The sequence below is a fragment of the Pseudomonas sp. BGA-UO-ETr-WB11 genome (genome assembly GCF_059567785.1).
In genome coordinates this window covers 655,294-682,011 of the sequence record NZ_JCAQOS010000005.1, presented here as the reverse complement: position 1 = coordinate 682,011, position 26,718 = coordinate 655,294, and the positions used below count along the sequence as shown (strand labels likewise).

Annotated in this window: 27 protein-coding genes and 2 tRNA genes; 17 read left to right on the top strand and 12 right to left on the bottom strand. The window is 61.1% G+C overall.

What is annotated here, in order from left to right:
- Positions 1-2: 2 nt before the first annotated feature.
- On the bottom strand, positions 3-2,147 hold the full coding sequence (gene dinG / locus AC56DI_RS08600) for an ATP-dependent DNA helicase DinG (protein WP_496345773.1): 2,145 nt from the start codon (positions 2,145-2,147) through the stop codon (positions 3-5).
- 87 nt (positions 2,148-2,234) lie between these two features.
- Between dinG and AC56DI_RS08595 the strand changes: the two genes are divergently transcribed.
- Positions 2,235-2,699: a CopD family protein gene (locus AC56DI_RS08595; RefSeq protein ID WP_496345772.1), complete on the top strand. Its 465-nt coding sequence runs from the start codon at positions 2,235-2,237 to the stop codon at positions 2,697-2,699.
- Positions 2,700-2,793: 94 nt separating this feature from the next.
- Here the strand turns inward: AC56DI_RS08595 and AC56DI_RS08590 are convergent, their stop codons facing one another.
- Positions 2,794-3,531, bottom strand: coding sequence for a PA1041 family peptidoglycan-binding anchor lipoprotein (locus AC56DI_RS08590; RefSeq protein WP_496345835.1), 738 nt, complete (start codon positions 3,529-3,531; stop codon positions 2,794-2,796).
- Positions 3,532-3,636: 105 nt separating this feature from the next.
- The gene (locus AC56DI_RS08585; RefSeq protein ID WP_496345771.1) at positions 3,637-4,329 is read right to left on the bottom strand and encodes a PA1041 family peptidoglycan-binding anchor lipoprotein; all 693 of its coding nucleotides are present in this window, start codon (positions 4,327-4,329) and stop codon (positions 3,637-3,639) included.
- Between the two features lie 134 nt (positions 4,330-4,463).
- On the opposite strand from AC56DI_RS08585, the gene AC56DI_RS08580 reads away from it, so the two are divergent.
- Together AC56DI_RS08580 and AC56DI_RS08575 are read left to right on the top strand one after the other, a co-directional pair.
- Positions 4,464-4,961 (top strand): DUF6231 family protein, encoded by a 498-nt coding sequence (locus tag AC56DI_RS08580; RefSeq protein WP_496345770.1) that lies wholly within the window; start codon positions 4,464-4,466, stop codon positions 4,959-4,961.
- A gap of 4 nt (positions 4,962-4,965) precedes the next feature.
- The gene (locus tag AC56DI_RS08575) at positions 4,966-5,436 is read left to right on the top strand and encodes a YchJ family protein (RefSeq protein WP_496345769.1); all 471 of its coding nucleotides are present in this window, start codon (positions 4,966-4,968) and stop codon (positions 5,434-5,436) included.
- 35 nt (positions 5,437-5,471) lie between these two features.
- On the opposite strand, the gene AC56DI_RS08570 is transcribed toward AC56DI_RS08575, so the two are convergent.
- Positions 5,472-6,041: a hypothetical protein gene (locus AC56DI_RS08570; RefSeq protein WP_496345768.1), complete on the bottom strand. Its 570-nt coding sequence runs from the start codon at positions 6,039-6,041 to the stop codon at positions 5,472-5,474.
- Between the two features lie 113 nt (positions 6,042-6,154).
- Here AC56DI_RS08570 and AC56DI_RS08565 point away from each other — a divergent pair, with 113 nt between their 5' ends.
- From AC56DI_RS08565 to AC56DI_RS08545, 5 genes are all read left to right on the top strand, one after another.
- Positions 6,155-6,652 (top strand): LEA/WHy family protein, encoded by a 498-nt coding sequence (locus tag AC56DI_RS08565; RefSeq protein WP_496345767.1) that lies wholly within the window; start codon positions 6,155-6,157, stop codon positions 6,650-6,652.
- 5 nt (positions 6,653-6,657) lie between these two features.
- On the top strand, positions 6,658-6,855 hold the full coding sequence (locus AC56DI_RS08560; RefSeq protein ID WP_324520387.1) for an SEC-C metal-binding domain-containing protein: 198 nt from the start codon (positions 6,658-6,660) through the stop codon (positions 6,853-6,855).
- Between the two features lie 142 nt (positions 6,856-6,997).
- Positions 6,998-9,550, top strand: coding sequence for a penicillin acylase family protein (locus tag AC56DI_RS08555; protein WP_496345766.1), 2,553 nt, complete (start codon positions 6,998-7,000; stop codon positions 9,548-9,550).
- Between the two features lie 210 nt (positions 9,551-9,760).
- On the top strand, positions 9,761-10,198 hold the full coding sequence (locus AC56DI_RS08550) for a hypothetical protein (protein WP_324520384.1): 438 nt from the start codon (positions 9,761-9,763) through the stop codon (positions 10,196-10,198).
- Complete coding sequence (locus AC56DI_RS08545) at positions 10,195-10,599, top strand: META domain-containing protein (protein ID WP_496345765.1); 405 nt, start codon at positions 10,195-10,197, stop codon at positions 10,597-10,599. Before AC56DI_RS08550 ends, AC56DI_RS08545 begins: the two co-directional genes overlap by 4 nt.
- Positions 10,600-10,615: 16 nt before the next feature.
- Here the strand turns inward: AC56DI_RS08545 and dinB are convergent, their stop codons facing one another.
- The gene (gene dinB, locus AC56DI_RS08540) at positions 10,616-11,671 is read right to left on the bottom strand and encodes a DNA polymerase IV (protein ID WP_324520382.1); all 1,056 of its coding nucleotides are present in this window, start codon (positions 11,669-11,671) and stop codon (positions 10,616-10,618) included.
- A 137-nt stretch (positions 11,672-11,808) separates the two neighbouring features.
- Between dinB and AC56DI_RS08535 the strand changes: the two genes are divergently transcribed.
- The 3 genes from AC56DI_RS08535 to AC56DI_RS08525 all read left to right on the top strand — a co-directional run bounded on the left by AC56DI_RS08535 (position 11,809) and on the right by AC56DI_RS08525 (position 12,878).
- A tRNA-Met gene (locus AC56DI_RS08535) sits at positions 11,809-11,885 on the top strand.
- A 121-nt stretch (positions 11,886-12,006) separates the two neighbouring features.
- Positions 12,007-12,083, top strand: a tRNA-Met gene (locus AC56DI_RS08530).
- 246 nt (positions 12,084-12,329) lie between these two features.
- Positions 12,330-12,878 carry a cytochrome b gene (locus AC56DI_RS08525; RefSeq protein ID WP_496345764.1) on the top strand — a complete coding sequence of 183 codons (549 nt, stop codon included), beginning with the start codon at positions 12,330-12,332 and terminating at the stop codon, positions 12,876-12,878.
- 73 nt (positions 12,879-12,951) lie between these two features.
- Here the strand turns inward: AC56DI_RS08525 and AC56DI_RS08520 are convergent, their stop codons facing one another.
- Positions 12,952-14,853 (bottom strand): potassium transporter Kup, encoded by a 1,902-nt coding sequence (locus AC56DI_RS08520; protein ID WP_496345763.1) that lies wholly within the window; start codon positions 14,851-14,853, stop codon positions 12,952-12,954.
- Between the two features lie 202 nt (positions 14,854-15,055).
- Between AC56DI_RS08520 and rimO the strand changes: the two genes are divergently transcribed.
- Together rimO and tsaA are read left to right on the top strand one after the other, a co-directional pair.
- A complete protein-coding gene (gene rimO / locus AC56DI_RS08515) occupies positions 15,056-16,381 on the top strand; it encodes a 30S ribosomal protein S12 methylthiotransferase RimO (protein WP_496345762.1) in 1,326 nt (441 codons plus the stop codon).
- Between the two features lie 135 nt (positions 16,382-16,516).
- The gene (gene tsaA, locus AC56DI_RS08510) at positions 16,517-17,209 is read left to right on the top strand and encodes a tRNA (N6-threonylcarbamoyladenosine(37)-N6)-methyltransferase TrmO (protein ID WP_496345761.1); all 693 of its coding nucleotides are present in this window, start codon (positions 16,517-16,519) and stop codon (positions 17,207-17,209) included.
- 60 nt (positions 17,210-17,269) lie between these two features.
- Here tsaA and fpr read toward each other — a convergent pair whose 3' ends face one another.
- Entirely contained in the window at positions 17,270-18,049 is a 780-nt protein-coding gene (gene fpr, locus AC56DI_RS08505) for a ferredoxin-NADP reductase (RefSeq protein WP_324520377.1), read from the bottom strand.
- Between the two features lie 117 nt (positions 18,050-18,166).
- Between fpr and AC56DI_RS08500 the strand changes: the two genes are divergently transcribed.
- Positions 18,167-19,096, top strand: a complete 930-nt coding sequence (locus AC56DI_RS08500) for a LysR family transcriptional regulator (protein WP_496345760.1) — start codon at positions 18,167-18,169, stop codon at positions 19,094-19,096.
- Here AC56DI_RS08500 and AC56DI_RS08495 read toward each other — a convergent pair.
- Both AC56DI_RS08495 and erdR read right to left on the bottom strand, forming a co-directional pair.
- Positions 19,093-19,464 carry a diacylglycerol kinase gene (locus AC56DI_RS08495; protein WP_324520374.1) on the bottom strand — a complete coding sequence of 124 codons (372 nt, stop codon included), beginning with the start codon at positions 19,462-19,464 and terminating at the stop codon, positions 19,093-19,095. The two genes, AC56DI_RS08500 and AC56DI_RS08495, sit on opposite strands and share 4 nt — an antisense overlap.
- 59 nt (positions 19,465-19,523) lie before the next feature.
- The gene (gene erdR, locus AC56DI_RS08490; RefSeq protein ID WP_496345759.1) at positions 19,524-20,174 is read right to left on the bottom strand and encodes a response regulator transcription factor ErdR; all 651 of its coding nucleotides are present in this window, start codon (positions 20,172-20,174) and stop codon (positions 19,524-19,526) included.
- A 118-nt stretch (positions 20,175-20,292) separates the two neighbouring features.
- Here erdR and AC56DI_RS08485 point away from each other — a divergent pair, with 118 nt between their 5' ends.
- Positions 20,293-21,186, top strand: a complete 894-nt coding sequence (locus tag AC56DI_RS08485; RefSeq protein WP_496345758.1) for a DMT family transporter — start codon at positions 20,293-20,295, stop codon at positions 21,184-21,186.
- Here the strand turns inward: AC56DI_RS08485 and AC56DI_RS08480 are convergent.
- Entirely contained in the window at positions 21,183-21,893 is a 711-nt protein-coding gene (locus tag AC56DI_RS08480; RefSeq protein WP_324520369.1) for a tRNA-uridine aminocarboxypropyltransferase, read from the bottom strand. The genes AC56DI_RS08485 and AC56DI_RS08480 overlap by 4 nt on opposite strands.
- Positions 21,894-22,093: 200 nt before the next feature.
- On the opposite strand from AC56DI_RS08480, the gene AC56DI_RS08475 reads away from it, so the two are divergent.
- Complete coding sequence (locus AC56DI_RS08475) at positions 22,094-22,495, top strand: quorum-sensing-regulated virulence factor family protein (RefSeq protein WP_496345757.1); 402 nt, start codon at positions 22,094-22,096, stop codon at positions 22,493-22,495.
- Here the strand turns inward: AC56DI_RS08475 and AC56DI_RS08470 are convergent, their stop codons facing one another.
- The gene (locus tag AC56DI_RS08470) at positions 22,496-22,690 is read right to left on the bottom strand and encodes a hypothetical protein (RefSeq protein WP_496345756.1); all 195 of its coding nucleotides are present in this window, start codon (positions 22,688-22,690) and stop codon (positions 22,496-22,498) included.
- Between the two features lie 63 nt (positions 22,691-22,753).
- Positions 22,754-25,159, bottom strand: a complete 2,406-nt coding sequence (locus tag AC56DI_RS08465; protein WP_496345755.1) for a phosphoketolase family protein — start codon at positions 25,157-25,159, stop codon at positions 22,754-22,756.
- Positions 25,160-25,290: 131 nt separating this feature from the next.
- Here AC56DI_RS08465 and AC56DI_RS08460 point away from each other — a divergent pair, with 131 nt between their 5' ends.
- A complete protein-coding gene (locus AC56DI_RS08460) occupies positions 25,291-26,694 on the top strand; it encodes an MBL fold metallo-hydrolase RNA specificity domain-containing protein (protein ID WP_496345754.1) in 1,404 nt (467 codons plus the stop codon).
- Positions 26,695-26,718 lie beyond the last annotated feature (24 nt).

The following is a 26,718-nucleotide window of genomic DNA, read 5'->3' as shown; positions in this document are numbered from 1 at the left end:
ACCTAGTCGATGATCCGGCGAAATGGCGGTAAGGCATTGAGGATCGCCTTACCGTAACGCTGGGTCACAACCCGCCGGTCCAGCAAGGTAATGGTGCCGCGGTCCTCCTCGGTGCGCAGCAAGCGCCCGCAAGCCTGAACCAAACGCAATGAAGCATCCGGCACGGCAATCTCCATAAAGGGGTTGCCGCCACGGGCTTCAATCCACTCGGCCAGGGCCGCCTCAACCGGATCATCGGGCACCGCAAAAGGAATCTTGGCGATCACCACGTGCTCGCAATAGGCGCCCGGCAAATCCACCCCTTCGGCAAAGCTGGCCAAACCAAACAGCACGCTGGCCTCGCCACTGTCGACCCGCGCTTTGTGCTTGTTGAGGGTTTCCTGCTTGGACAGGTTGCCCTGGATAAACACCCGTTTGCGCCACTCACGCTCCAGGCCATCGAAAACCTCCTGCATCTGCTTGCGTGAGGAGAACAGCACCAGGGTGCCGCGCGAGCCTTCCACCAGCGTTGGCAGCTCGCGGATGATCGCCGCCGTATGGGCGACGGCATCACGAGGGTCGGCGCGCAGGTCGGGCACTCGCAACACGCCGGCATCGGCATGCAGAAACGGGCTGGGGGCGATAGCCGTGACGGCCACGCGAGGCAAGCCCGCGCGCATGCGGAAACGGTCGAACGTGCCCAGCGCGGTCAGGGTTGCCGAGGTCACGACCGCGCCATAGGCGACATTCCACAGGTTACGGCGCAGGGTTTCCGCCGCCAGGATCGGGCTGGCATTGACCTCGATATCAAACAGCGCACCGCTCTCGGCCAGACTCAACCAACGCGCCATCGGCGGGCTGTCTTCGGGATCCTCACTGGTGAAGGCAGTCCATAACTCCCAATTGCCCTGAGCCCGCGCCAGCAGGCTGCCGAACAGCGGGTACCACTCCTCGGCCTGATGGCTGGCAATCCCGATGCTGACCTCGCCATCCATCGCCTGTTTGAGCAGCTCGGTCAGGCGGGTAAACAGGTCGTTGAGGCGGGAAAAGCCTTTTTTCAGCTCGACACCCATTTCCAGCAGATGCTCCGGCACCACGCCGCCGACAAAGCGGTGTTGCGGGCGCTCGCGGCCTTGGGCGTCTTCACCGGCACGAAAGTCCGCCAGTTGCTCACAGGCGCTGAACATGAATTGCTGCTGCGCCTTGATGTCTCGCGCCAGCTCCGGCACCTGCTCAATCAGGCGACCGAGGTCGCCCGGTAAAGGGTTCTGCGCCAGCAGCTTGCTCAGGTTTTTCGCTGTCAGCTCCAGCCAGTCCGCCGTGGCGCGCAACCGGGTGTAATGGGCGAAATGGCCGATGGCCTTGTCCGGCAGGTGATGACCTTCGTCAAACACATAAAGGGTGTCGCGTGGATTGGGCAGCACTGCGCCGCCCCCCAGAGCCAAATCGGCCAGCACCATGTCGTGGTTGGTGACGATCACATCGACCTTGCTCATGCCCTCGCGGGCTTTGTAAAAGGCGCACTGCTGAAAGTTCGGACAATGGCGGTTGGTGCACTGGCTGTGATCGGTGGTCAGGCGCGCCCAGTCGAGGTCTTCCAGGGCCTCTGGCCAGCTGTCACGGTCACCGTCCCAGCGGTTGCCGGCGAGTTTCTCAACCATCTGCCCGAACAGCTTCTGGCTGCGCTCATCGACGTCAATCTTGAAGCCTTCCTCGGCAAATAGCTGAGCCGTGGCGCTGTGGGACTCACCCTCTTGCAGGAGCATGTCCAGCTTGGACAGGCACAGGTAACGGCCCCGGCCCTTAGCCAGGGCAAAACTGAAATTGAGGCCGCTGTTACGCAACAGGTCCGGCAGGTCCTTGTGCACGATCTGCTCTTGCAGGGCGACCGTTGCGGTGGCAATCACTAGGCGCTTGCCGGCAGCCTTGGCCAGCGGAATAGTGGCCAGGCTGTAGGCCACGGTCTTGCCTGTGCCCGTGCCGGCCTCCACCGCCACCACTGCCGGATCGCCGCTGCGCTGATTTTCCTCATCGGTACTGATGCCGCCCAAGGCCTTGGCAATCTCGGCGATCATCAGGCGCTGGCCATAGCGAGCCTTGAGGCCTTTGGCTTCGAGAAAGCGCGAGTAAGCGCCCTGGATCTGGGATTTGAGTTCAGTACTGAGCATGGGGGTCTGCGACGGGAAAAAGGCTGGATAAATTTTCAGTGGTCTATGATAGCGCGCGTTTCACTTACCGCCGACTGGAGATTAGCCATGACACCCGACGCACTGATCTATGCCCTGCACACCCTCGCCGCCCTGATCTGGGTAGGCGGTATGTTCTTCGCCTGGATGATTCTACGGCCCGCCGCCGTTAGCAGCCTGGAAGCGCCGGCCCGGCTGACCTTGTGGGCCGAGGTGTTACGCCGATTCTTCCTCTGGGTCTGGCTGGCCGTCGTGTTGCTGCCCGTCAGCGGCGTCGGCCTACTGCACCTACGTTTTGGCGGTTTTGCCGGCGCACCCAAATATGTGCAAATCATGATGGGGCTGTACATCGCCATGCTGGCGCTGTTTCTGCGAGTGCAACTGCTGCAACTGCCGCCCTTGCGCCAAGCCATTGCCGCCCAGGACTGGCCAGCCGGCGGTATCGCCTTGGGCCGCATTCGCCAGTTAGTGGGCTACAACCTGCTGCTGGGCTTGGTCCTGACGGCCATCGCCGCAGCTCGACCTGGCTTCTAAACATGAGCCCGTGCGACGCCAACTGATCCGTCGAACATACCTGTAAAAAAATGCGGGGGCCAAAAGGCCCCCGTTGTGCGTTGTGCACGCACCGTTAACGATCGACAAAAATCTCCACCCGGCGATTTTGTGCCCGCCCTGCATCGCTGCCGTTGTCAGCAAGCGGCTGGCTTTCGCCCAGCCCGGCGGTTTTCACCTTATCGGCAGCTACCCCCTGACTGACCAGATAGGCAGCCACGCTCTCTGCCCGACGCAGTGACAGCTTGTCGTTATAAGCATCCGCGCCAACGCTGTCGGTGTGCCCCTTGACCATCACCTCCTGCACCGAGCCATCGACCAGGCGCGGACTGATACCGGCCAGCAACTCCCTGGCATCCGGCGTCAGCTCGGCTGAATTGAAGGCAAATAGCACCTTGCCCAGATCGCTGAGGACAATGACCTCATCTTGGGGCTCAGCAACGGGTTCAGGGGTGGGGCGAGGCGTAGAGGTGGCCACAAACATAGGGCAACCGTTGGGGTTGACCTGGGTATTGGCCGGCGTGTCAGGGCAGGTATCACGACGATCATGCACGCCATCGGCATCTTCATCGCCGTCCTGGGCATAACAGATCAGTCCGCCAAACAGCGCACCGATAGCTGCGCCACCGCCTGCCCAGGCGGAACTTTCGATTGCACCCAAGCCGCCACCGGCCAGGGCTCCAACCGCACTGCAAATAGGCCAGTTCCTTTGGTTAAGCACTGCATCCCCCGTACTGGAGGTCGAAGCGCAACCGGAAAGAACACTGCTGACCAGAAGAAATGGTACGACTGCCTGTGAGAATTGAGTTCTCATGGAAGTGATCTCCTGTGTCACCGGCAGATGCCGGTAACACAGGAGTAAAGACCCGCCCTCCGCAGCACACAAGGCGCGCCCTGCAGAAGGGGACAGTGCCTAACCTCAATTATCGACGGAAATCACTACCCGACGGTTCATGGCACGGCCTTCGGCAGTCGCGTTATCCGCCACGGGCTGGGCTTCACCCGCACCACCGACCGCGACAATACTGGCCTGAGCAACGCCTGCGGCCACCAGATAGTTAGCCACCGACACAGCACGGCGCTCAGACAACTTCAGGTTATAAGCATCGGCGCCAACACTGTCGGTGAAACCGGTGATGCTCAGTTTGGCATTCGCGGCGCTATCTTTCAGACGACTGGCAACGCTATCCAGTACCGCCTTATCAGCTGCGGTCAGCTCGGCCGAGTTGAAGGCAAAGTGCAGGTTATCCACCACAATTTCTTCATCAACGGCCACCACCTCAATCACTTCCTCGACCACCTCGACGACTTCTACCGGGCAACCCACCTCATCGACCATGGTGCCTTTGGGGGTGCCTGGGCAATCGTCGGTCTTGTTGACCACACCATCGCCATCTTCATCGCCATGTACCCAGCAATACGCAGCGGCCATCACACCGCCCGCCAAGCCAACAGTGCCAGCCATACTGGAGCTCTCAATCGCACCCAAGCCAGCCCCGGTCACGCCACCAATCGCCGCGCAGACCGGGACATTGCCTTCCTGAAAGGTGCTACAGCCACTCAGCACAGTGGCGGCCAAGAGCATGGGAACAGTCGTTTTGAGCATTTTCATAGGGGACTTACTCCTGAGTTAATCGGCCAATCTCCGATACTCAAAGAAGTAAAGACCCCACGCTTAAAAAGCGCCAACGCTAGGCCAGCGGCCGCGGCCGCGCTAGTCTTTGCGTCCCAGACCGAGGATTGTCGATGACTGTGCGCTTTTCGTCCCGTACCCCACAGCAGGCGCTTGCCGCACTGCTGGCCCAACACGCCCCGCAGAGCCTGCTGCTGGTCGGCGCCAGTGAACTGCCGGCCATTGAGGCATTTCTTGCAGCTCACCCGCAGTGCACCTATGCCCAAGCGCCCGCCGGAGCCTTGCCGACAGAACTGGCCGCCCAGCGTTTCGATCTCGCCCTGTTTGTCGATTGCCTGGAGCACCTCGATAAGCGCGAGGGCCAGCAACTGCTGGCCGGCGTGCGCAACTTGAACGCCAGCAAACTGGCGGTACTGGTAGACCTCAACGCCTGCGACTGGCAAACCACCGACCTGTTCGCCCTGGCCCTGCAAGCCAGCGAGCACTTCCAGCGAGAACAGCAGACGCTGACGCTGTTTACCTATGATTTGCGCGAGTACAAACAGGTGCCGGACTGGCTGAATGCCAAGTTTTGGGCCAACCCGGAACGCTTTGGCAAGTACTGGTGGTAAGCCGATGAATCCGCTTTGTCCCTGCGGCAGTGCTCGCACCCTGAACGAGTGCTGCGGTCTCTACCACGCTGGCACCCCCGCACCCGACGCTGAGCGTCTGATGCGCTCGCGCTACAGTGCCTATGTGCTCGGCTTGATCGACTATCTGCTGCGTACCACCCTGCCCGTCCAACAAGCAGGACTGGATAGCGCAGCCATCGCTGCCTGGAGCCAGCACAGCGAGTGGCTTGGATTGGAGGTCAGCAGCGCCGAGCAGATTCCCGGCACGCCAGCCCATGCCTGGGTGACCTTCACCGCCCACTGGCGCGATGGCGATGGCGAGCACGCCCATGAGGAGCGCTCAGCCTTTGTCCAAGTGGACGGCCACTGGTATTTCATCGACCCCAGCGTGCCACTTAAAGCCAGCCGCAACGACCCGTGCCCCTGCGCGGGCGGGCAGAAATTCAAGAAGTGCTGTGCAAATTACCTGGCCTGAAGAGCGGTAAAACCCGCCACAACCGGAAGCGCCAATCACTCCTGCAGGCTGAGGTAGGACGTATCCGGCGGCGGCCCTGCGGGTGCGGCCTTGGCCTGGCCCATGTCGCTGCCGGCGGGGGCCAGACTGAATTGCGATAAATCCACCGCGGGCGCTGGTGCCTCGGGCCTGGCGTCCTGTAGGTCGACACCCACAGGAGCGATGCCAAAATCCGGCGCATCGACGTCGGCAAACGCCGCCATATATTCATCCCGCGGCGCGACGTGCAGACGGCCTGGACTTGCCGCGCTGGCAACGGCCGCCACTGCTGGCACCGCTGGCACTGCGGCTACTGGCGCGGAAGCTGGCGGCGGGGATGCCAACTCGACCTCCTCAACCAGCATGGCCAACACCTCGACCACGGCACCGGCACGCTCAAGGGTCAGGCGATACTTCTCCGCCCCCGCCTCATCCAGGTTGTTCTTGATCACCACCCGCCGCCCGGAAAACAGCTGGGCAATCCGCTGCGCGTCGGCCTGAAACAAACGGGCCAGGTTGGCCTGCACCGACGCCAATGGCGCGCCTTCTACCAACTGGCCGGAAAAGGCAATCTCATAGCGGGTCATGGTCACACTCCTGTCCAAAACAGCCCTCAGTATGGCGCAGGTTTTTTCACCTAAACAACAGGTTGCGGCCAAGCAACCGCTTGTTACACTGCGCCATCGGTTGGAGTCGCTGAATGTGTTGCCAAACCCCTCTTGCAAGAATCCTCAGCCTACTGCTGACCTTCGGCCTGCTCCTCAGTCTCGGCGGTTGCAGCAGCTTGCTGACTGACGACTTCCGTGACCCCGAGGTGCGCCTGCTCAAGGTCGACGTGGTCAAAGCCAAGCTGCTCGAACAGAAGTTCGTGCTGCGCTTTCGCATCGACAACCCCAATGACATGAGCCTGCCAATCCGTGGCCTCAACTACAACGTCAAGCTCAATGGCGTGCTGCTGGCCGAAGGTCAGTCAGATAAAAGCTTCACCGTGCCGGCCCGAGGCCACCAGAATTTCGACGTTCCGGTGCGCACCAACCTCTGGCGCCACCTTAAGCGCATCGTCAATTTGCTCGATGACCCAGACAAACCCATCAGTTACCAACTGCAGGGCGACGTAAAAACCGGCCTGATGTTCGGACGCAGCGTGCACCTTGAGCGCAATGGCGAGATAATCCCCGGCAACTACATTCCGGAGTAAGCCCCATGCAGCAAGAACCCCACGTCCACGGCCCCGACTGCAATCACGATCATGCGCACGACCACGACCATGGCCACGTGCATGGCCCTGACTGCAATCACCACCATCAGGAACCGACGCGCAACCCGTTGAAAGACGTCGGCCGCAACGATCCCTGCCCTTGCGGTAGCCAGAAAAAATTCAAGAAGTGCCACGGCGCCTGACAGCGCCTACGCACCTCCATCGCCACACCTTACGCAACACAGCGCCACCGCCTGGTGGCGCTAAACTGACCTCACCACTGCCCTCTGCGGCCAAGCCTTGCGGCTGCTGGCGGCATCACTTTATTGCTCCAGGAGCCCTCACATGCTCGCGCGTCTGCTTCGTCCCCTGACCAGCCTGACCCTGGGCGCGACCCTTGCCGGGCTGCTGGCTTTGACCGGCTGCCAGGCCTTCCTCGACAACCAGTACGGCGACAGCGTCGCGCCCGTGCAAGGCACGGTGAAAATTCAGGGTCTGTCGAAAAGCGTGAGCATCCGCCGCAACGCCCTCGGCATGCCGCTGATCGAGAGCAGCAGCTTTCACGACGCCGTCTTCAGCCTTGGTTATGTGCATGCCAGTGACCGCCTCAGCCAGATGGTCGGCATGCGCCTGATGGCCGAAGGCCGTCTGGCCGAGATGGTCGGCCCGGGCGCCCTGGACATCGACCGTTTCATGCGCGCCGTCAACCTCAAGCAAAGTGCGGCGGTGCTGTATAAAAATGCCTCGCCACGGATCAAGAAGTCCTTCGAGGTCTACGCCCGTGGCGTCAACGCCTACCTGTTCCAGTACCGCGACAAGCTGCCGATGGACCTGCGCGAGTCGGGCTACCGCCCCGCCTACTGGAAAGCCGAAGACTCGGTGCTGATCTTCAGCCTGCTCAACTTCGGCCTGGCAGTGAACCTGCAGGAAGAAATCGCCTCTCTAGTGCTGGCGCAAAAAGTCGGTGCCGACAAGCTGGCCTGGTTGACGCCGACCTACCCGGACGAACCGCTGCCGTTTGACGAGGCCGACAAACTCAAAGGCCTGAACCTGGCCGGCAGCAACGGCACAAGCGCCATCCAGGGCCTGGGTGCCATCAGCAGCGCCGCCAGCCAGATCGCCCAACTGGACATGCTCGGCGTCGCCGCCTCGAACAACTGGGCAATCGCCCCGCAACGTGCGCGCAACGGCAAGAGCCTGCTGGCCAACGACACCCACCTGCCACTGTCCATGCCCTCGGCATGGAACTTCGTCCAGATTCGCTCGCCACAATTCCAGGCCGCAGGGGTTTCGATTGCCGGCGTACCGGCCGTGGTGGCGGGCTTCAACGGTAAACTGGCCTGGGGCATGACCATGGTCATGGGCGACAATCAGGACCTGTTCCTGGAGAAAATCCAGTTGCGCAACCGCCAGCCCTACTACCTGGCTGACGGCAAATGGCTGCCCGCCCGCGCCCGCCATGAAACCTTCTTTATCAAGGGCGCCAGCCCGGTACGCGAAACCCTCTATGAAACCCGCCACGGGCCGCTGCTCAACAGCGTGCTGGGCGAGCGCAAACACATGCTCCAGCCGCTGCAAATCAGCAGCGGTTATGGCCTGGCCTTGCAAAGCACCCAGTTCGAGGCCGACAAAACCCTGGACGCCTTTTTCGACCTGTCGCGAGCCCAGAATATCGACCGCGCCTTTGAAGCGGCCCGCGAAATTCGCGGTATGCCCCTCAATCTGGTGTTTGCCGACGCCCAGCACATCGGCTGGCAGGTCAGCGGACGCTTCCCCAACCGCCGCGGCGGGCGCGGCCTGTTGCCCTCCCCTGGCTGGGACAGCCAATATGACTGGGACGGTTTTGCCGACACCATGCTGCACCCTTACGACCAGGACCCACCCCAAGGCTGGCTGGGCACTGCCAACCAGCGTACGGTGCCGTCAGGTTATGGCATGCAGCTGTCCAACTCCTGGTACTACCCCGAACGGGCCGAGCGCATTGCGCAACTGGCCGGCAGCGGCAAGCACGACCAGAAAAGCATGATCGCCATGCAGTACGATCAAACCTCGCCGTTCGTTGCCAAGTTGCAAGCTATGTTCAGCGCCCCAGGTATGCAGCAGCCGCTGCAACAGGCGATTACCGCCTTGCCTGCCGATCAGCGCAGCAAAGCCGAGGAGGCCCACAAACGCCTGCTGGCGTTCAACGGCAGGCTGGATGCCAGTTCCGCCGATGCCGCCCTGTACGGCGCCTTTCTGCAGGAAAGCGCCCGCCTGACCTTCAGTGACGAGCTGGGCAGCCCGGACTCCGCGGCCTGGCAGGCGCTGGTGGAAACCGCCAACCTGTCGTACTCGGCCCAGGCCGACCACTTGCTGGGCCGCGAAGACAGCCCGTTCTGGGATGACCGCAGCAGCCCGCAGGCCGAAGACAAGCCAGCCATCCTGGCCCGCAGTCTGGCGGCCGCCGTGACCTTCTGCGAAAGCAAGCTGGGCAGCAACCGCCAGGCCTGGCAATGGGGCAAGCTGCACACCTACACCTGGGCGACGGACACCACCCAACTGGCCAAGTACATGAGCGCCAGCCAGCAAGCCTCGATCAACGCCATCAAGGGTTATCTGGACCGCGGCCCCTACCCCGCGGGCGGCGATCACAGCACCCTCAACGTGTCGGCTTACCACTGGGGCCAGGATTTCGACACCTGGCTGATTCCGGCCATGCGCATCGTCGTCGACTTCAGCCAGGCGGAGCCGTTGATTGGCCTCAACAGCAGCGGCCAGTCCGGCAACCCCGCCAGCCCGCACTACGCCGACGGCATCGAAGCCTGGCAAAAGGGTCATTACATGAGTTTTCCCTTCCAGAGCAAAAACATCGATAAGACCTACGGCAACCAACGCCTGGTCCTGGTCCCTAGCCGCTGACCTACCGTTCGTCGACACGTATTGAACCAACGTCGACGAACCTGGCTCTGAGTTATGGACTTACTCCATAGATGTTTTTAGGGCGCCTTCTGGCGCCCTTTTCTTTGCCTGCGTTTTAATCCCGGAACAGACCGGCAGCGCCCGGCTTCTGGCACGTGCATGTTAGGATATGCGCCTAAATTCACCTGAATACTGGCGCACCAGGCTCCCATGGCCGAACACGACTTCCGTTACTCGCTGCTCAACCCCCAACACACCCTCACCGAATGTCGCGCACTGGCCCCTGGCCGTTATCAGGTCACCGGCAACGGCGGCTCGATCAAGGCTGCAGACACCCTACTGGTAACGCTCAAAGGCAGCCGTGACCTGTGCCTGCGCTTGCAGGTGGAGAAAGTCCGCCACCTGATCAACCCGCCAGGGCAATGGCTGGCAGTGGCTAAAGGTCCGGTATTCAAGGAACTCGCCATTCTCAATTGGCAAGTTAACTGCGATGCCTGCAGCGCTCAGCTCGACTTCGAGTTTGCCGTGGACGCCGCCCTCGGCGATAAAGCCCGAGCGCCAGCAGCTCAGGCACGCATCAGCGAACTGGGCTGGGTCGCGCGCGGTGAACGCCACCTGTGCCCAAAATGTCAGGGAGACGCCCAATGAATAAGGTTTTTGCCCTTGGCCTGCTGAGCGCAGGCCTGCTCGGTTGCGCCAGTGAGCCGCTGCAACTGGAAAGCGAACGCACCTACCAAGCCGAGTGGATCAACGGCAAGCCACGCCTGCACCACAGCCACCCTACCCTGACCCTGGGGGATGACGGTCGCGCTTACGGCAGCGGTGGCTGTAATCACTGGTTCGCCGCCTACACCCGCGAAGCCGATAAGCTCAGTTTCGCCCAGATCGGTAGCACCCGAAAAATGTGTGCTCCGGCGGTGATGGAACAAGAGCAACGCTTCCTCGACGCCCTCGGCAGCGTGCAGCGCTGGGATTTTTCCCCGCAGGACGAATTGCGCCTGTGGCCCGCACAAGGCAAGCCGTTGCGTTTGCAGCCCGAAGAAGGCTGAAACCCGCACGAGGGAATTAGTCGCCGAACAGCTGCAACTGCTCCTGGCGGCTGCGCAGATCCTGCAAGCGCACGCCAACCCCGATCAGGCGCACTGGCTTGTTGCCGCGAGCGAAGGCCGCCGTCAGCAGCGCCTGATAACTGGGTAGATCGTGCCCTGCACCCGCCTGTTCCAGGGTGGTCTGGGTGAAGTCATGAAACTTCAGTTTGATAAACGGTTTGCCCAGTCGATAGCTCGAATCAAGGCGTTGCACGCGTCCATCCAGCTCCCCAAGCAACAATGGCAAGCGCTGCAGACAAGCCTCTAGATCGGGCAGATCCTGCTCAAAGGTGTGCTCGACACTGACCGACTGACGCCGACTGTTGACCTGCACCGCACGCTCATCGATACCTCGCGCCAAGCTCCAGAGGCGCTCGCCAAAACTGCCGAACTCGCGGGCCAGCGCAGGCTTGCTCCATTCGCGCAGCTGCGCGCAAGTCTGAATGCCCATGCGCCCCAGTCGCTGCCCCGTGACCTTGCCCACGCCATGCAGCTTGGCCACCGGCAGCGCCAGGACGAACTCATCGACTTGGGCCGGGGTAATCACAAACAGACCATTGGGTTTTTGCCAGTCGCTGGCGATCTTCGCCAAAAACTTGTTCGGCGCCACCCCGGCCGACACGGTGATACGCAGTTCGCGCGCCACACGACGGCGAATCGCATCGGCAATCCGCGTGGCACTGCCGGCAAAGTGGCTGCACGCCGAGACATCCAGATAGGCTTCGTCCAGGGACAGCGGCTCAATCAAATCGGTGTAATCCCGGAAAATGCCGTGAATTTCCTGGGACACCGCTTTGTAAGCATCCATGCGAGGCTTGACGATCAGCAAATCCGGACACAACTGCAGCGCTTGCCGCGACGGCATGGCCGAGCGCACGCCATAGGCGCGCGCCTCGTAGTTGCAGGTGGCAATCACTCCGCGCCGCTCGGCACTGCCACCGACGGCCAAGGGCTTATCCGCCAGGCGCGGGTCATCACGCATCTCGATAGCCGCGTAAAAACAGTCGCAATCGACATGGATGATCTTGCGCACGAAAAGTCCGGAAAGCCCCAGCAGGCAAGCCCTGAAGACCCGGAGTCTACCACCCGCCCAACGCTAAGCACCTGAGCGATCAGGATTTTTTCCAAGTTAAAGGTTGACAGCCTGAGATTTGACGATAGAATTGGCGCCGCGGGATGGAGCAGTCTGGTAGCTCGTCGGGCTCATAACCCGAAGGTCGTAGGTTCAAATCCTGCTCCCGCAACCAAACATATAAAGGCCACTTGAAAAAGTGGCCTTTTTTGTTTCTGCGTTTTAAGTTTCTCGCTAACTTGTTGATCCAGAAACAAAAAGATTGACAACACAGTCCTTCGCTGTAGAATCAACGGCGCGGGATGGAGCAGTCTGGTAGCTCGTCGGGCTCATAACCCGAAGGTCGTAGGTTCAAATCCTGCTCCCGCAACCAAACATATAAAGGCCACTTGAAAAAGTGGCCTTTTTTGTTTCTGCGTTTTACCCCCTCAGAATTCCCCCCTTCCAACGCCGCAACAGCAAACACCTCCAGCCCCTCAAAAGTCCACTGCGATTCACGCTGATATAGCCAGCGCAGACAATACCCATGTTAACCTTATGCCTTTAGATATCTGTTCGATATCCTGAACACGATTTGAAATACCCATAACGCCGTACACAACCTCACCAAGGAGCCAAGATGAGCTGGAAAAACACCGAAACCCGCTTTGGAACCCTGTCCATTAGCCTGCACTGGCTGATGCTGATCCTGATCGCTGCGGTGTATGCCTGCATCGAACTCAAAGGCAACTTCCCCAAAGGCAGTGACATCCGCGAAGGCCTCAAGCAGTGGCACTTCATGCTCGGCCTGGCCGTATTTGCTTTGGTTTGGCTGCGCATCCTGGCCCGCGTGATTGCCCCGACACCGAAGATCCAGCCGGCGCCACCGCTGCTGCAAGACAAGCTGGCCAAGCTGATGTACCTGGCTCTGTACCTGCTGATGATCGGCGCCCCGCTGGCCGGCTGGCTGATTCTTAGCGCGTTTGGCAAGCCGATCCCGTTCTTCGGCCTGGAGTTGCCGCCGCTGATCAACGAAAACCCCGACCTCGGCAGTCAGATCAAGGAACTGCACGAACTGGCCGGCACCGCGGGTTACTGGCTGATCGGCCTGCACGCGGTCGCTGCGGTTTATCACCACCATTTTGTGCGCGACAACACCCTGCGCATCATGTTGCCTGAGCGCAAATAAGCCGCGATTACAGGTAACCAAAAAGGGCTTGCCGGCATCACCGGCAAGCCCTTTTTTCATTCAGTGCACAAGGCTATATCTCGACCTGGGTACCCAGTTCGATCACCCGATTCAACGGCAACTTGAAGAACCGCAGGTTGCTGTTGGCATTCTTCAACAGGAAGGCGAACAAGGTTTCGCGCCAGCGCGCCATACCCAAGCGCTTGGACGGAATCACCGTCTCACGACTGAGGAAGTAAGTGGTGCGCATCGGACTGAAATCCAGTTCATCCAGATGGCAAAGTGTCAGCGCCTGCGGCACATCCGGCTCTTCGGTAAAGCCGTAGTGCAGCAGCACGCGGAAGAAGCCATCGCCATACGCATCGACCTCGAAGCGCCGATCCAGAGCAACCCGCGGCGTGTCCTCCACCACCACCGCCAGCAGCACCACCTGCTCGTGCAGCACTTGGTTATGCAGCATGTTATGCAACAGGGCATGCGGCACTGCATCCGGGCGCGCCGTGAGGAACACCGCCGTACCTTGCACTCGGTGCGGCGGCTGGCTGCGGATGCTGCTGATAAACAACGGCAATGGCAGCGCCGTTTCGTCCAGGCGCTCCATCAGGATCTGCCGGCCACGCTTCCAGGTGGTCATCAGCACAAACAAAGCGATACCGGCGATCACCGGGAAGGCCCCACCCTCGAGAATTTTCGGCACGTTGGCCGCAAAGAACAGCACGTCGACGATGAAAAAGCCCACCAGCAGCGGAATCGCCCACCAACGCGGCGCCTTCCACAACAGCAACATGACCGAAGCCACCAGCAAGGTATCGATCAGCATGGTGCCGGTTACCGCCACGCCATAAGCCGAAGCCAGCGCACTGGAAGAGCCAAAACCGAGCACCAGCAAGACCACGCCCACCATCAACGCCCAGTTCACCACGCCGACGTAAATCTGCCCTTGCTCCTGACTGGAGGTGTGCTGGATGTGCATGCGCGGCACATAACCGAGCTGGATCGCCTGCTGGCTCAGGGAGAAGGCACCGGAAATGACCGCCTGCGAGGCAATGATGGTCGACAGCGTGGCCAGCCCGATCATCGGCAGCAAGCCCCAGGATGGCACCAGCAGATAAAAGGGGTTGCGCGCCGCTTCAGGGTTTTCCAGCAACAAGGCGCCCTGGCCGAAATAGTTCAGCACCAGCCCCGGCAACACCAGCGCAAACCAGGCCCGCGCGATGGGCTTGCGGCCGAAGTGGCCCATATCGGCATACAACGCCTCGGCACCGGTCAAGGCCAGCACTACCGCCGCCAGGATGGTGATGCCGATGCCTGGATGGGCGATAAAAAAGTTCGCCGCCCACCAGGGGTTCAACGCCTGCAACACCTGTGGCTCACGGATGATGCCGGAGATCCCCAGGGCGCCAAGCACCACAAACCACAGCACCATCACCGGCCCGAAGAGGATACCGATGCGCGCCGTACCGTGCTTCTGGATCAGGAACAGCCCCACCAGCAAGGCCACCGTGACCGGCACCACCCAATGCTCAAGGCCAGGCAGCGCCACGTTCATACCCTCGACTGCCGAGAGCACCGAGATGGCCGGAGTGATCATGCTGTCGCCATAAAACAACGCAGCCCCGAACAACCCCAGCAGCACCAATACCGTCTTCAGCCGTGGATAGGGCAACGCCGCTCGGCGGGCCAGCGCGGTCAGGGCCATCACCCCGCCTTCACCCTCGTTGTCTGCCCGCAACATAAGCATCACGTACTTGAGTGAAACCACCCAGAGCAACGACCAGACAATCAACGACAGAATGCCAAACACCCCGTCATGGTTGACCTGCACGCCATAGTGGCCGGCAAACACCTCTTTCAGGGTGTACAGCGGGCTGGTACCAATATCGCCGTAAACCACGCCAGCCGCCGCCACCAGCAAACCAACCCCAGAGGAATGCCCACCCTCTTCAGCTGTCGCTGTATTCGCCTGTGCACTCATACAATCAACTCGTTACAAAATGTGTGCGAATGCTGCGCCTGCTGCACAGACAAAACAACTGCTGCAGCCATTTGTCGCAGACCGCCAATCCATGCGCATCCCGCGTACAACACTGGCCAAGCCGCTGCTCTGCCGCTAGAATTGCGCACTTTTTGATCAGCGCAGCCACACTCGCGCATCCGTACCCAGTCTGAGGTTAGCCATGTCCACCCCCGCCACCCCGAAAGTCGGCTTTGTCAGCCTTGGCTGCCCGAAAGCCCTAGTCGACTCCGAACGCATCCTCACCCAGTTGCGCATGGAAGGTTACGAGGTGGTATCGACCTACGAAGATGCCGACGTGGTGGTGGTTAACACTTGCGGTTTTATCGACAGCGCCAAGGCTGAGTCCCTGGAAGTGATTGGCGAAGCCCTGGCCGAGAACGGCAAGGTTATCGTCACCGGCTGCATGGGCGTGGAAGAGTCGGCCATTCGCAACGTGCACCCCAGCGTGCTTGCCGTAACCGGCCCGCAACAGTACGAACAAGTTCTCAACGCCGTGCACGACGTGGTCGCACCCAATAAAGAGCACAACCCGCTGATCGACCTGGTGCCGCCGCAAGGGATCAAGCTGACCCCGCGCCACTATGCCTACCTGAAGATTTCTGAAGGCTGCAACCACAGCTGCAGCTTCTGCATCATCCCGTCGATGCGCGGCAAACTGGTCAGCCGCCCGGTAGGCGACGTGCTCAGCGAAGCCGAGCGTCTGGTCAAGGCCGGCGTCAAGGAACTGCTGGTGATCAGCCAGGACACCAGCGCCTATGGCGTCGACGTCAAGTACAAGACCGACTTCTGGAACGGCCAGCCGGTGAAAACCCGCATGCTGGAAATGTGCGAAGCGCTCAGCAGCATGGGCGTCTGGGTGCGCCTGCACTACGTCTACCCGTACCCGAACGTCGACGACATCATCCCGCTGATGGCCGCGGGCAAAATCCTGCCGTACCTGGACATCCCCTTCCAGCACGCCAGCCCGAAAGTGCTCAAGGCCATGAAGCGCCCAGCCTTCGAAGACAAGACCCTGGCGCGGATCAAGAACTGGCGCGAAATCTGCCCGCAGCTGACCATTCGCTCGACCTTTATCGTCGGCTTCCCTGGCGAAACCGAAGAAGACTTCCAATACCTGCTCAACTGGCTGACCGAAGCCCAACTTGATCGCGTGGGCTGCTTCCAGTACTCCCCGGTTGAAGGCGCACCAGCCAATGACCTGGACCTTGACGTCGTCCCAGACGACATCAAGCAAGATCGTTGGGACCGTTTTATGGCCCACCAACAGGCCATCAGTACTGCTCGCCTGCAGCTGAAGATCGGCCAGGAAATCGAAGTATTGATCGACGAAGTCGACGACCAAGGCGCCGTCGGCCGCTCCCATGCCGACGCCCCGGAAATCGACGGCAGTGTGTTTATCAACAGCACCGACATGAAGCCGGGCGACAAAATCCGCGTACGGGTGGTGGATGCCGACGAATACGACCTCTGGGCCGAAGTGATCTAAGCACACCGTTCTAAACGCAGCATAAGAAAGGCCCGTCACCCGTGGTGACGGGCCTTTCTTGCATCTGGCTGCAGCACGGGCGAGGGCCTGACGAATCGGTTAGCATGGCGGCGTTTATTGCACGCAGGCACACCCATGTCTTACAGCGTTACCCCGGTTGGTTTTGTCCGCTCCTGCTTCAAGGAGAAGTTCGCCATTCCGCGCCAACCGCAGCTGGCCCCCGCCGCCCGCGGCGTACTGGAACTGGTTGCGCCCTTCGACCAGCCACAGGCCATCGAAGGCCTGGAGCAGGTCAGCCACGTCTGGCTGCTGTTTCTCTTTCATCAGGCCCTGGAAAGCCAGCCGCGCCTCAAGGTGCGCCCGCCGCGCCTGGGCGGTAACCAGTCGGTCGGCGTCTTTGCCACGCGCTCGACGCACCGGCCCAATGGCATCGGCCAATCGGTGGTCAAACTGGAGAAGGTCGAACCTGGGCGCCTATGGCTGTCCGGTATCGACTTGCTCGACGGCACGCCGGTGCTGGATATCAAGCCCTACGTGCCCTACGCCGATTGCGTGACGACAGCGGTCAACCAGATTGCTGCCGCCGCGCCGGCCCTGATCCCCGTCAGTTGGTGCGACGAGGCCCTCAGCGCGGCCCACGCCCACGCCCTGCGCCTGCAGGAGCCACTGGTGGCGCTGATCGAACAATGCCTGGCGCAAGACCCGCGTCCGGCCTACCAGCAGCCGACGCCCGAGCGCCGCTATGGCACACGTCTGTGGGACCTGGACGTGCACTGGCATTACCCGCAGCCGGGGCAGATTTGTGTGCTGGACATGCAACTCGCCTAATTACCCGCGCCATAAACAACAAACCCGCCAGCTGGCGGGTTTGTTGTTTATGCAATCGGCTTACTTCTCGACGAAAGCACGCTCGATCAGGTAATCGCCTGGCTCGCCCATGCGCGCGGAGATCTTCAGGCCGAAGCTGTCCAGCACTTCGCTGGTCTCGTCGAGCATGCTCGGGCTGCCGCAGATCATCGCGCGGTCGTCCTGCGGGTTGATCGGTGGCAGACCGATGTCGCTGAACAGCTTGCCGCTGCGCATCAGGTCGGTCAGGCGACCCATGTTCTCGAACTCTTCACGGGTCACGGTGGGGTAGTAGATGAGTTTTTCTTTCAGGGCTTCACCGAAGAACTCGTTCTGCGGCAAGTGCTCGGTAATGAACTCGCGGTAAGCCACTTCGTTCACGTAGCGCACGCCGTGGATCAGGATGACCTTTTCGAAACGCTCATAGGTTTCCGGGTCCTGAATCACACTCATGAACGGTGCAAGGCCGGTGCCGGTGCTGAGCAGGTACAGATGCTTGCCCGGCAGCAGGTCGTCCAGCACCAGGGTGCCGGTGGGCTTCTTGCTGATGACGATCTCGTCGCCTTCCTTGAGGTGTTGCAACTGCGAGGTCAGCGGGCCGTTCTGCACCTTGATGCTGAAGAACTCGAGATGCTCTTCGTAGTTCGGGCTGGCGATCGAGTAGGCACGCATCAGCGGCCGGCCGTTGGGTTGCTGCAGGCCGATCATCACGAACTGGCCATTCTCAAAACGCAGACCAGGGTCACGGGTGCACTTGAAGCTGAACAGGGTGTCGTTCCAGTGATGCACACTGAGTACACGCTCGACGTTCAGGTTGCTCATGCAGCTCTCCTCAATACAGTGTCAGTGCCGGGTTGGGCACATTTGCGCGCTATTCTACGAGCAGCGACAATATCTGTTAAATGAATTATCAAGATATGGAATATCGGTTATATAGATATGCGATTTACTCTCCGGCAACTCCAAGTATTCGTCTGCGCCGCGCAGCAACAAAGTGTCAGCCGCGCCGCGGAAACTCTCGCTCTTTCCCAGTCCGCCGCCAGCAGTTCATTGAGCGAACTGGAGCGCCAGTCCGGCTGCCAGTTGTTCGACCGCGTCGGTAAGCGCCTGACCCTCAACTCCCTCGGCCAGCAGTTACTGCCCCAGGCCGTGGCCCTGCTCGACCAGGCCAAAGCCGTGGAAGACCTGCTCAACGGCAAAAGCGGTTTCGGCTCCCTGGCCGTCGGCGCGACTCTGACCGTCGGCAACTACCTGGCTACCCTGCTGATCGGCGCTTTTATGCAGCGTCACCCGGAGTGCCGCGTCAGCCTGCATGTGCAAAACACGGCACATATCGTACAGCAGGTGGCCCAGTACGAAATTGACCTAGGTCTGATCGAAGGCGAATGCCAACACGCAGATATCGAGGTACAGCCCTGGGTTGAGGATCAGTTGGTGGTGTTCTGCGCGCCCAGCCATCCGCTCGCCAACCGCGGCCAGGCCAGCCTGCAAGAGTTGACCCGCGAGGCGTGGATTTTGCGCGAACAGGGCTCAGGCACCCGCCTGACCTTCGACCAGGCCATGCGCCATCATCCGCAACCGCTGAACATCCGCCTGGAGCTGGAGCACACCGAGGCGATCAAACGTGCTGTGGAGTCTGGATTAGGGATTGGCTGCATCTCACGCCTGGCGCTGCGCGACGCCTTCCGCCGCGGCAGCCTGGTGGCCCTGGAGACCCCAGAGCTGGACCTGAGCCGGCAGTTCTACTTCATCTGGCACAAACAGAAGTTCCAGAGCTCGGCGATGCGCGAGTTTCTCCGTCAATGCCAGGCGCTGACCGCCGGGGTGCGGCGCAGTGACGAGATCGAACTGAGTTCGATCGTGTTCTAACCCAGCAGGATCACCGCCCAAACACTACCGATCAGGCTCAGGGCCACAAACTGGGCAGCACTGCCCATATCCTTGGCGTTTTTCGACAAGGGGTGCAGGTCCAGGGAGATGCGGTCGATGGCGGCTTCGATGGCCGAGTTGAGCAACTCGACGATGAGTGCCAGCAGACAGGCCGCAATCATCACTGCCCGTTCGCCACGGCTGACATCAAAGAAGAAGGCCAGCGGAATCAGCACCACATTGAGCAACACCAGCTGGCGAAAAGCCGCTTCACCACTAAAGGCCGCCTGCAGGCCGGCCAGCGAATAACCGCCGGCATTAAGGATACGTTTCAGGCCGGTCTGGCCTTTGAATGGCGACATGAGCACTACAACCACAATGAGAAAGGCCGACAGGCTAGGTGCCTGCCAGTTAAAAAAACGTGAAATCAGCTGTCTGGTATCGATTCCAGCTGCTGCAACAGCAACGCCGCCTGGGTCCGCGTACGTACCCCGAGTTTGCGGAAGATCGCCGTCACATGGGCCTTGATGGTGGCTTCGGATACATTCAACTGGTAGGCGATCTGCTTGTTCAGCAAGCCATCACAGACCATGGTCAGCACCCTGAACTGCTGCGGCGTCAGGCTGGCCAAACCGGCACTGGCGGCCTTCGCCTCAGCGGACAACGCCACTGCAGCCAGCGTTTGCGCCGGCCACCAGACATCGCCATCGAGCACTGCACGCACGCCCTGCTGGATGCTTTCCAGCGGGCTCGATTTGGGAATAAAGCCACTGGCGCCGAACTCGCGAGCGCGCACGATCACCCCCGGATCTTCCTGGGCGGAGACCATCACCACGGGGATTTGTGGGTATTGTCCACGCAGCAGCACCAAACCGGAAAAGCCATAGGCGCCAGGCATATTGAGGTCCAGCAGGACCAGATCCCAGTCGGCTTTTTCCGCCAGGCAGGCCTCCAGTTCGGCGATGCTGGCCGCCTCTACCAAACGCACGTCCGGCCCCAAACCCAGGCTCAAGGCCTGCTGCAAGGCGCTGCGAAACAGCGGGTGATCATCAGCAATCAGAATTTCGTAAGCGGCCATGGGCGTTCCTGTTTTTGTTGTGGGCCGGAAAGCGGCGCTCAGCATGACCAGCGATCCAAGGGTGGTCAAGCGCCGCGCTTTACGGCACAGTCTGCCGCTTTGCCTGCCGAGTTGAATTATGCAAAACCAAGCCCTGCGTGCCGATATCCTGATGTTGCTTACCGCCATCATCTGGGGCTCGGCGTTTGTCGCCCAACGCCTGGGCATGGACCATATCGGCCCCTTCCTCTATACCGGTCTGCGCTTCGCCCTGGCCGCCCTGGTGCTGTTGCCGCTGCTGGCCTACACCGCCGCCAAACAGACCATTCCAGGCGAGCCCTGGAGCAACCGCGGCTTGCTCTTCGGCGGTGCCATGATGGGGCTGGTACTGGCACTCGGCATCAACCTGCAGCAAGTCGGCCTGCTGTTTACCAGCGTCACCAACTCCGGTTTCATCACCGGCCTGTACGTAATTATCGTGCCGCTGATCGGCCTGTTTATCGGCCACAAAACCGGCCTTGGCATTTGGCTGGGGGCCATTCTGGCGGTGGTCGGCATGTTCCTGCTGTGCGTCGGCGACAACTTCCAGGTAGCCTCAGGCGACTGGCTGCAACTGGCCGGCGCCTTCGTCTGGGCCACCCATGTGCTGGTCGTCGGCCTGTTCGCCAAGCGCCATGACCCACTGCGCCTGGCCTTCCTGCAGTTCGCCATCTGTGCCGTGATCAGCCTGTTGCTGGCGGTGATTTTCGAGCCCATCACTCTGGCCGCCATCATTCAGGCCGGCCCGGCGATCATTTACGGTGGCGCGGTCGCCGGCGGTATCGGCTACACCCTGCAGGTGGTCGCGCAGAAGCATGCCATTGCCTCCCACGCCGCCATCATCTTCTCCCTGGAGGCTGTGTTTGCCGCCCTCGCCGGCAGCTTGTTCCTCGATGAAACCCTGGCGCTGCGTGGCTATATCGGCTGCGCCCTGATGTTTGTCGGCATGCTGATCGCCCAGCTATGGCCGCGTAAAGCGGACGCTAGCCACTAACGCAGAGCACGCAAACGCTGGTGGGCGGCATCGTCGAGATCGATCGGCCGCTGGTGTTTGGCGTTCAGGTAATGATTGGTGAACACATCCAGGTAGGCGTCCAAGGTCTGCGCCGCACGCTGATCGCCAGCCAACTCCAGACACAACGACGCCACCTCGGAGGTACACAGGTGGTCGTCACGCTTGGAGCGGCGCAAGCGATAGCGTGACAGCTGCTCGGGCTGCAAGCTCAATACCGGCAACTGATCCAGATACGGGCTCTTGCGGAACATCTTGCGCGCTTCCGGCCAGGTGGCATCCAGCAGCACAAATAGCGGACGTTTGCCGGGTTCTGGCTGCACCTGACTGACCACCCGCTCAGGCGCCACAAACTCGCCGGGAAACACCAAGTACGGTTGCCACTGCGGATCAGCCAGCAACGCCGGCAAGGCCGGATCGACCTCGGTACGCGCCCAGCCGAAGGCTGAGGTATCGGCCACCACATCGGCAATTAACCAACCGGTGTTGCTGGGCTTCAAGGGCTCAACGTCGTGCATGATCAGGCACATGCCGGCATTGCTCGGCACTGGTGGGCGCAAATCACACAGGCAATGGCTGAACGCCACCCGACACCCCGGACAACGGGGCTCACGTGAACCACGGGCAGTGAAGGGTTTGAGACTACGGGCCAGGCGCTCGGCGCGCAGGCGGGCTACGGCATGGCTCATGCTGGGTACCGCAGAAGGAAGCACACACTGGTCATACATAGCCCGGCACAGGAAAAATGGCCCAGCAGTTTACCAGAGCAGCCGCTGGGCACGCCGTTGCGCAACGGGCAAACATGATTCAGCAGGAGTAATATGCCGGCCTTGCTGAACCCCGGTCACGCTGACCGGTCAAAGGACGCAGCCCCTCTCTGGAGATTCATATGCCCCGTTTGTTTACCTTGCTCGCCCTCTGCCTGACATTACCCGTCGCTCAGGCCGCCTCGTTGAAAGATTTCGAGCTGACCAAGATGCTGGAAAAGGTTGCTCAGGACAGCAGCGTCGGCACCCCGCGCGCCATCAACGAAGACCTGCTTGATCAAGGCTACACCGTGGAAGGCAATGAACTGATCAATCACCTGAGCGTGCGCGAAGAGCACGCCAAGCAGATGCGCGCCAACAGCCAGAGCATGCGCAACCAACTGATGGCCAGCGTGTGCAGCAACACCGGCTACCGCCAGTTGCTGGCCCGTGGCGCGGTGCTGCGTTACCAGTTCAGCGTGTACAAGAGCAACCTGCCGGTGGCCACCGAGCGTTTCAACAAAACCGACTGCGGTCTGAAGTAACTAGCTGCGCCCGCGGCGTTCTTGTTCACTGTTGGCTTGCAGTTCCGCAAGCAACGTCTCGATATGCCGTGAGCGCCGCACACCACCTTCAAGGCGGCGCTGGCATTCTTCTTCCAAGCTGGTTGCGTTGCTGCGTGCCGCCTGCTGCAGCAGGCGGTACAGGTCCAAATCGATTTCCAAAGTAAGTTTGGGCATCTGGGCTCTCCGTCCCTATTTATTGTTCTATGCGCTGCGGAGCTAGCCCCGCAGCGATATTGCTCAGCGCAAGACGCGGGGGTCGCCCTCGCCTTTGACCGCCGTAATTTCTGTCACTGACAGCACGTCACTGAGTGGCACCTGCAGCAATTGTGCACATGCGTCCAAAATATGCGCCCAAGTCGCGCTGTTGGCAAACTGCATACCGGCCTCGTCCAGCGTGCCGCCACGGTTGCGATAACCCAGCACCACTGTGTTACTGGCATCGGGCAACAACGGCCACAGATGACCACGGGCGACCTCAGGGCGCATATGGGTGAGCAACACCCGGCGCCGCAAGGCTGGGGCGAACAACTGCACAACAAGCTCAGGGCTGGCCAACGCCTCAGCCTCCCAGCGATCACGCGGGGCACGGAAACGCCCAGGCTCTTGTACATACACCAGGCGATAGGCCAGCCCGGCAGTGCGCAGCCGCCCAGCCGCTCGCTGCATTTCCGCCAATTGATAACTGCCGCAGGCCATCAGCAATAGCGGCTCCTCACCGTCCAACTGCTCCACCAACACGGCGCCATCGCGGGCCAGTTGCTCGGCCTGAGCCTGGGTGAATATCGCCGCACGCTCGCGTTTGGGGATGACCATGCAGGCCAGTTGGCCGCGGGCCTGATAGATCGCCGGCAACGTCGCCAGCACGCTGTTGTGATCGGCCGGGAACAGCACCCGCACCATGTCGCTCATTTCCCCCAGCAACGCCTCGCAGAAGGTGGTGTCCTGGTGCGATTGCTGGTTCTTGCCGTTTTCCCAAGTATGCGAAGTTGCCACCAGTGGCCAGCCGAGCCAGCCGGCCGGACGCCCAGCCTCTTTCTGCTGACGGGCAAAAATCAGGTTCTGGCGCACCGCACCGAGCATCTTCACGCAGAAGGCTTCATAACTGGCGACCAGATTAAGGCCGCCCTGGTTGGCCAAACACGCCGACACCACCGCCTCCTCGTTGAGGGCGGTGATGATTTTGCCGTCCACTGCTTCCATGGCACTTTCCGGCGAGCAGACCCGATGCTTAAGCGCTTTCAGCACACCACCCAAGCGATTACTGGCCAGCTCATCCGGATTGCCGACCCGCGGGCGCAGGCCTGGGTTGGCGGCGACCAGTTCAACGAAGAAGCGATCCAGGGCCGCCATCGGCGAGCAGTCCTTGTCGTGGTAATGCAAGGTTGGCAATTGCGGTGTGGCGGGATGACGGCAGGCTAGCGGGTTGTCCCGCTCCAACGCCCGGCCGCCACGCTGAGCGGCGAACAACTCGCGTGCAGCAGCCAATTCAGCCGGCGCCACCCACAAAGGCGCTACATGCTGATTGAACAGCGCTCGCGCCTCGTTATCGAGGTGCGGATTGCCCGGCAACGGCAGGTTGTGCGCCGCATTGCTGCCGGCGCCATAGAAGCCAAAACCCTTAACGGTTTCGGCAATCGCATAGGGCATCGGCAACGGATAGTTGAGGATGCCGTGGCTTTTTTCCTGCAGCCGGTGGGCCAGGCGCTGTTCCATCTCCCACAGGGCGCAGACGAACGCCGCCGGGTCGCGACCATTAAAAATCAGCGGATCAAAGCCGCAGCGGCGCAACTGCTCACTAAAGCCCTCAACTCCAGCATGGGTACCCAGCTCGGTGCGCTGCTCGATACGCCGGCCATTGGCAATCATCACCGGCAAGGCCATGCCACAGTCCTCGGCGCGCCACCAGCGCGGCATCCAGTCACTGCCGCGCTGCTCTTCGGCCGCGCCATCGGAAAGAAACGCCACCAGCGTCTCGCCCGGCAGCGGCAAGTGGGCATATTGCAGTTCGGCAAAACCGAGGTAGCCGCCCTCGGCAATTCCACCTGCGGTATGCGGATTGACGTGACTGCCCAGCGGCGCGGACGGACTGCCATCACTGGCCTGGGCATAGCCGTAGAAATCACCCAGCAGGCGATTCATCCCCGCCTCACCATCGGCATAGCGCGCAACCTGTTCGGGGTGCTGATTGGCAGTCAACAGGTTCAGCGCCTCGATCGCCGCCACGCAGTGCCCCTGGCCCATCAGCCAGCCACGGGTTTGCCCGCTGAGTGCATTCAGGCCCAGGTAACCGGCATAGGCCGGCACCATGTTCAGGGCACCGCCGGTGTGCCCCTCGGGCTGAGCCTTGAAATCCTCCGCCTGCATAGGCGCGCCATCCAACCGAACGCGCTGGGCATAGGTCATGTGTACCACCAGCCAGAGGCCGGCCACGCTCAAGCGATCCAGCGCTTGCAGCAACTGATAGACCTGCGCCAGCGATGGCTGCTGGCCGCTTTGCACCAGTTGATGGGCCAGACGAAACACCGCTGCCTGCGTCTGCGCACTATGCTGAACAGGACCGTAACCCGCCTGCCAGGCAGCGAACGCTGGCTCCTGTTGGGCATGTGCGGTCAATTCGGCAAGGCTGGGCAATATCTGTTGCATGGGCAGTAACTCCGTCAACGGGTGTTATTCAGTGTACTCACGGGGCTTCACCGGCGTTGCTGATTTGCATCAAGGCAGCATCCCAATCCGCACCGTAGGTTAGTTCGACCACATACGTTTCAGGAGGATGTATGGCTCTGCTCACCTTTCTTGGCGCCACCCAACAAGTGACAGGTTCCTGTTACCTGATCGAAACCCGCGACGGCGCCAGGGTTTTGCTGGAATGCGGGATGCGTCAGGGGCGTCGGGAAGACGAAGCGCAAAATCGTGCCCCCTTCGCCTTTGACCCCGCCAGCCTGGATGCCGTGGTGATTTCCCACGCCCATATCGACCACACGGGCCTGCTGCCACGCCTGGTGGCCAGCGGCTATCGCGGCCCCATCTTCGCCACCGAAGCCACCTGCGACCTGATGGAATTGATGCTGCTGGATGCCGCCAACCTGCAGGAGAAAGATGCCGAATGGGAGAACAAGTGGCGCGCCCGCCTCGGCAAAGCCTTCGTTGAGCCCTTGTACACCGTGGCCGACACCGAACAAACCCTTAAGCAACGTCGCCCGCTGGCCTATGGCCAAACCCAGGAAGTGGCGCCAGGTGTGCGCATCACCTACCACGACGCCGGGCACATCCTCGGCTCGGCCATCGTGGACTTGCACATCATCGACCATCACCTGGACCGCCATCTGGTGTTTTCCGGCGACCTCGGCAACGCCTGCTCGCCGCTGATGCGCGACCCAAGCATCCTTACCGACGCCGACCAGGTGCTGATGGAGTCGACCTACGGCGACCGTGACCACCGTAACGATGAAGAAACCCTGGAGGAGCTGGCTGCAATCCTCCAGGCCGCCCACCGCGATGGCGGCAATGTGCTGATTCCGTCCTTTGCCGTCGGCCGCACCCAGGACCTGATCTACTACCTGGGCAAGTTTTATCAGGAAGGTCGCCTGCCCCAGCAAGCGGTGTTTCTCGACAGTCCCATGGCCATCCGCGCCAACGCCATCTACTCCCGCTATCACGAACAGTTTGATACCGCAGACCGTGAGCGCCTTCAGGCCAAGGGCGTCAAGCGCCTGGAAGACTGGTTGCCAGTGCTGCGCTGCACGCCGTCGCCAGAAGAGTCCATGGCCATCAACCGGATCAAGAGCGGCGCCATCATTATTGCCGGCAGCGGCATGTGCACCGGCGGGCGCATCGTTCACCACTTCAAGCACAACCTCTGGCGCCGGGAATGCCACCTGGTGTTCCCCGGCTTTCAAGCCAAGGGCACACTCGGTCGGCAAATCGTCGACGGTGCCAGCAGCGTCAAAGTCCTGCACCAACGCATCGCCGTCGGTGCTCAGGTACACACCCTCGGCGGCTTCTCCGCCCACGCAGGGCAAAGCCAGTTGCTAGACTGGGTTAAACACTTCGACCATCACCCAGAGCTGTATCTGGTGCATGGCGAGCTGGAAAAAATGCAGGCGTTGCAGCAGGTACTGCAGCAACAACTGCACTGGCCTGCCAGCATTGCGGAACCCGGCGAACAGATTGCACTCTGACAGCGTGCCATTGGTTGACGCTGC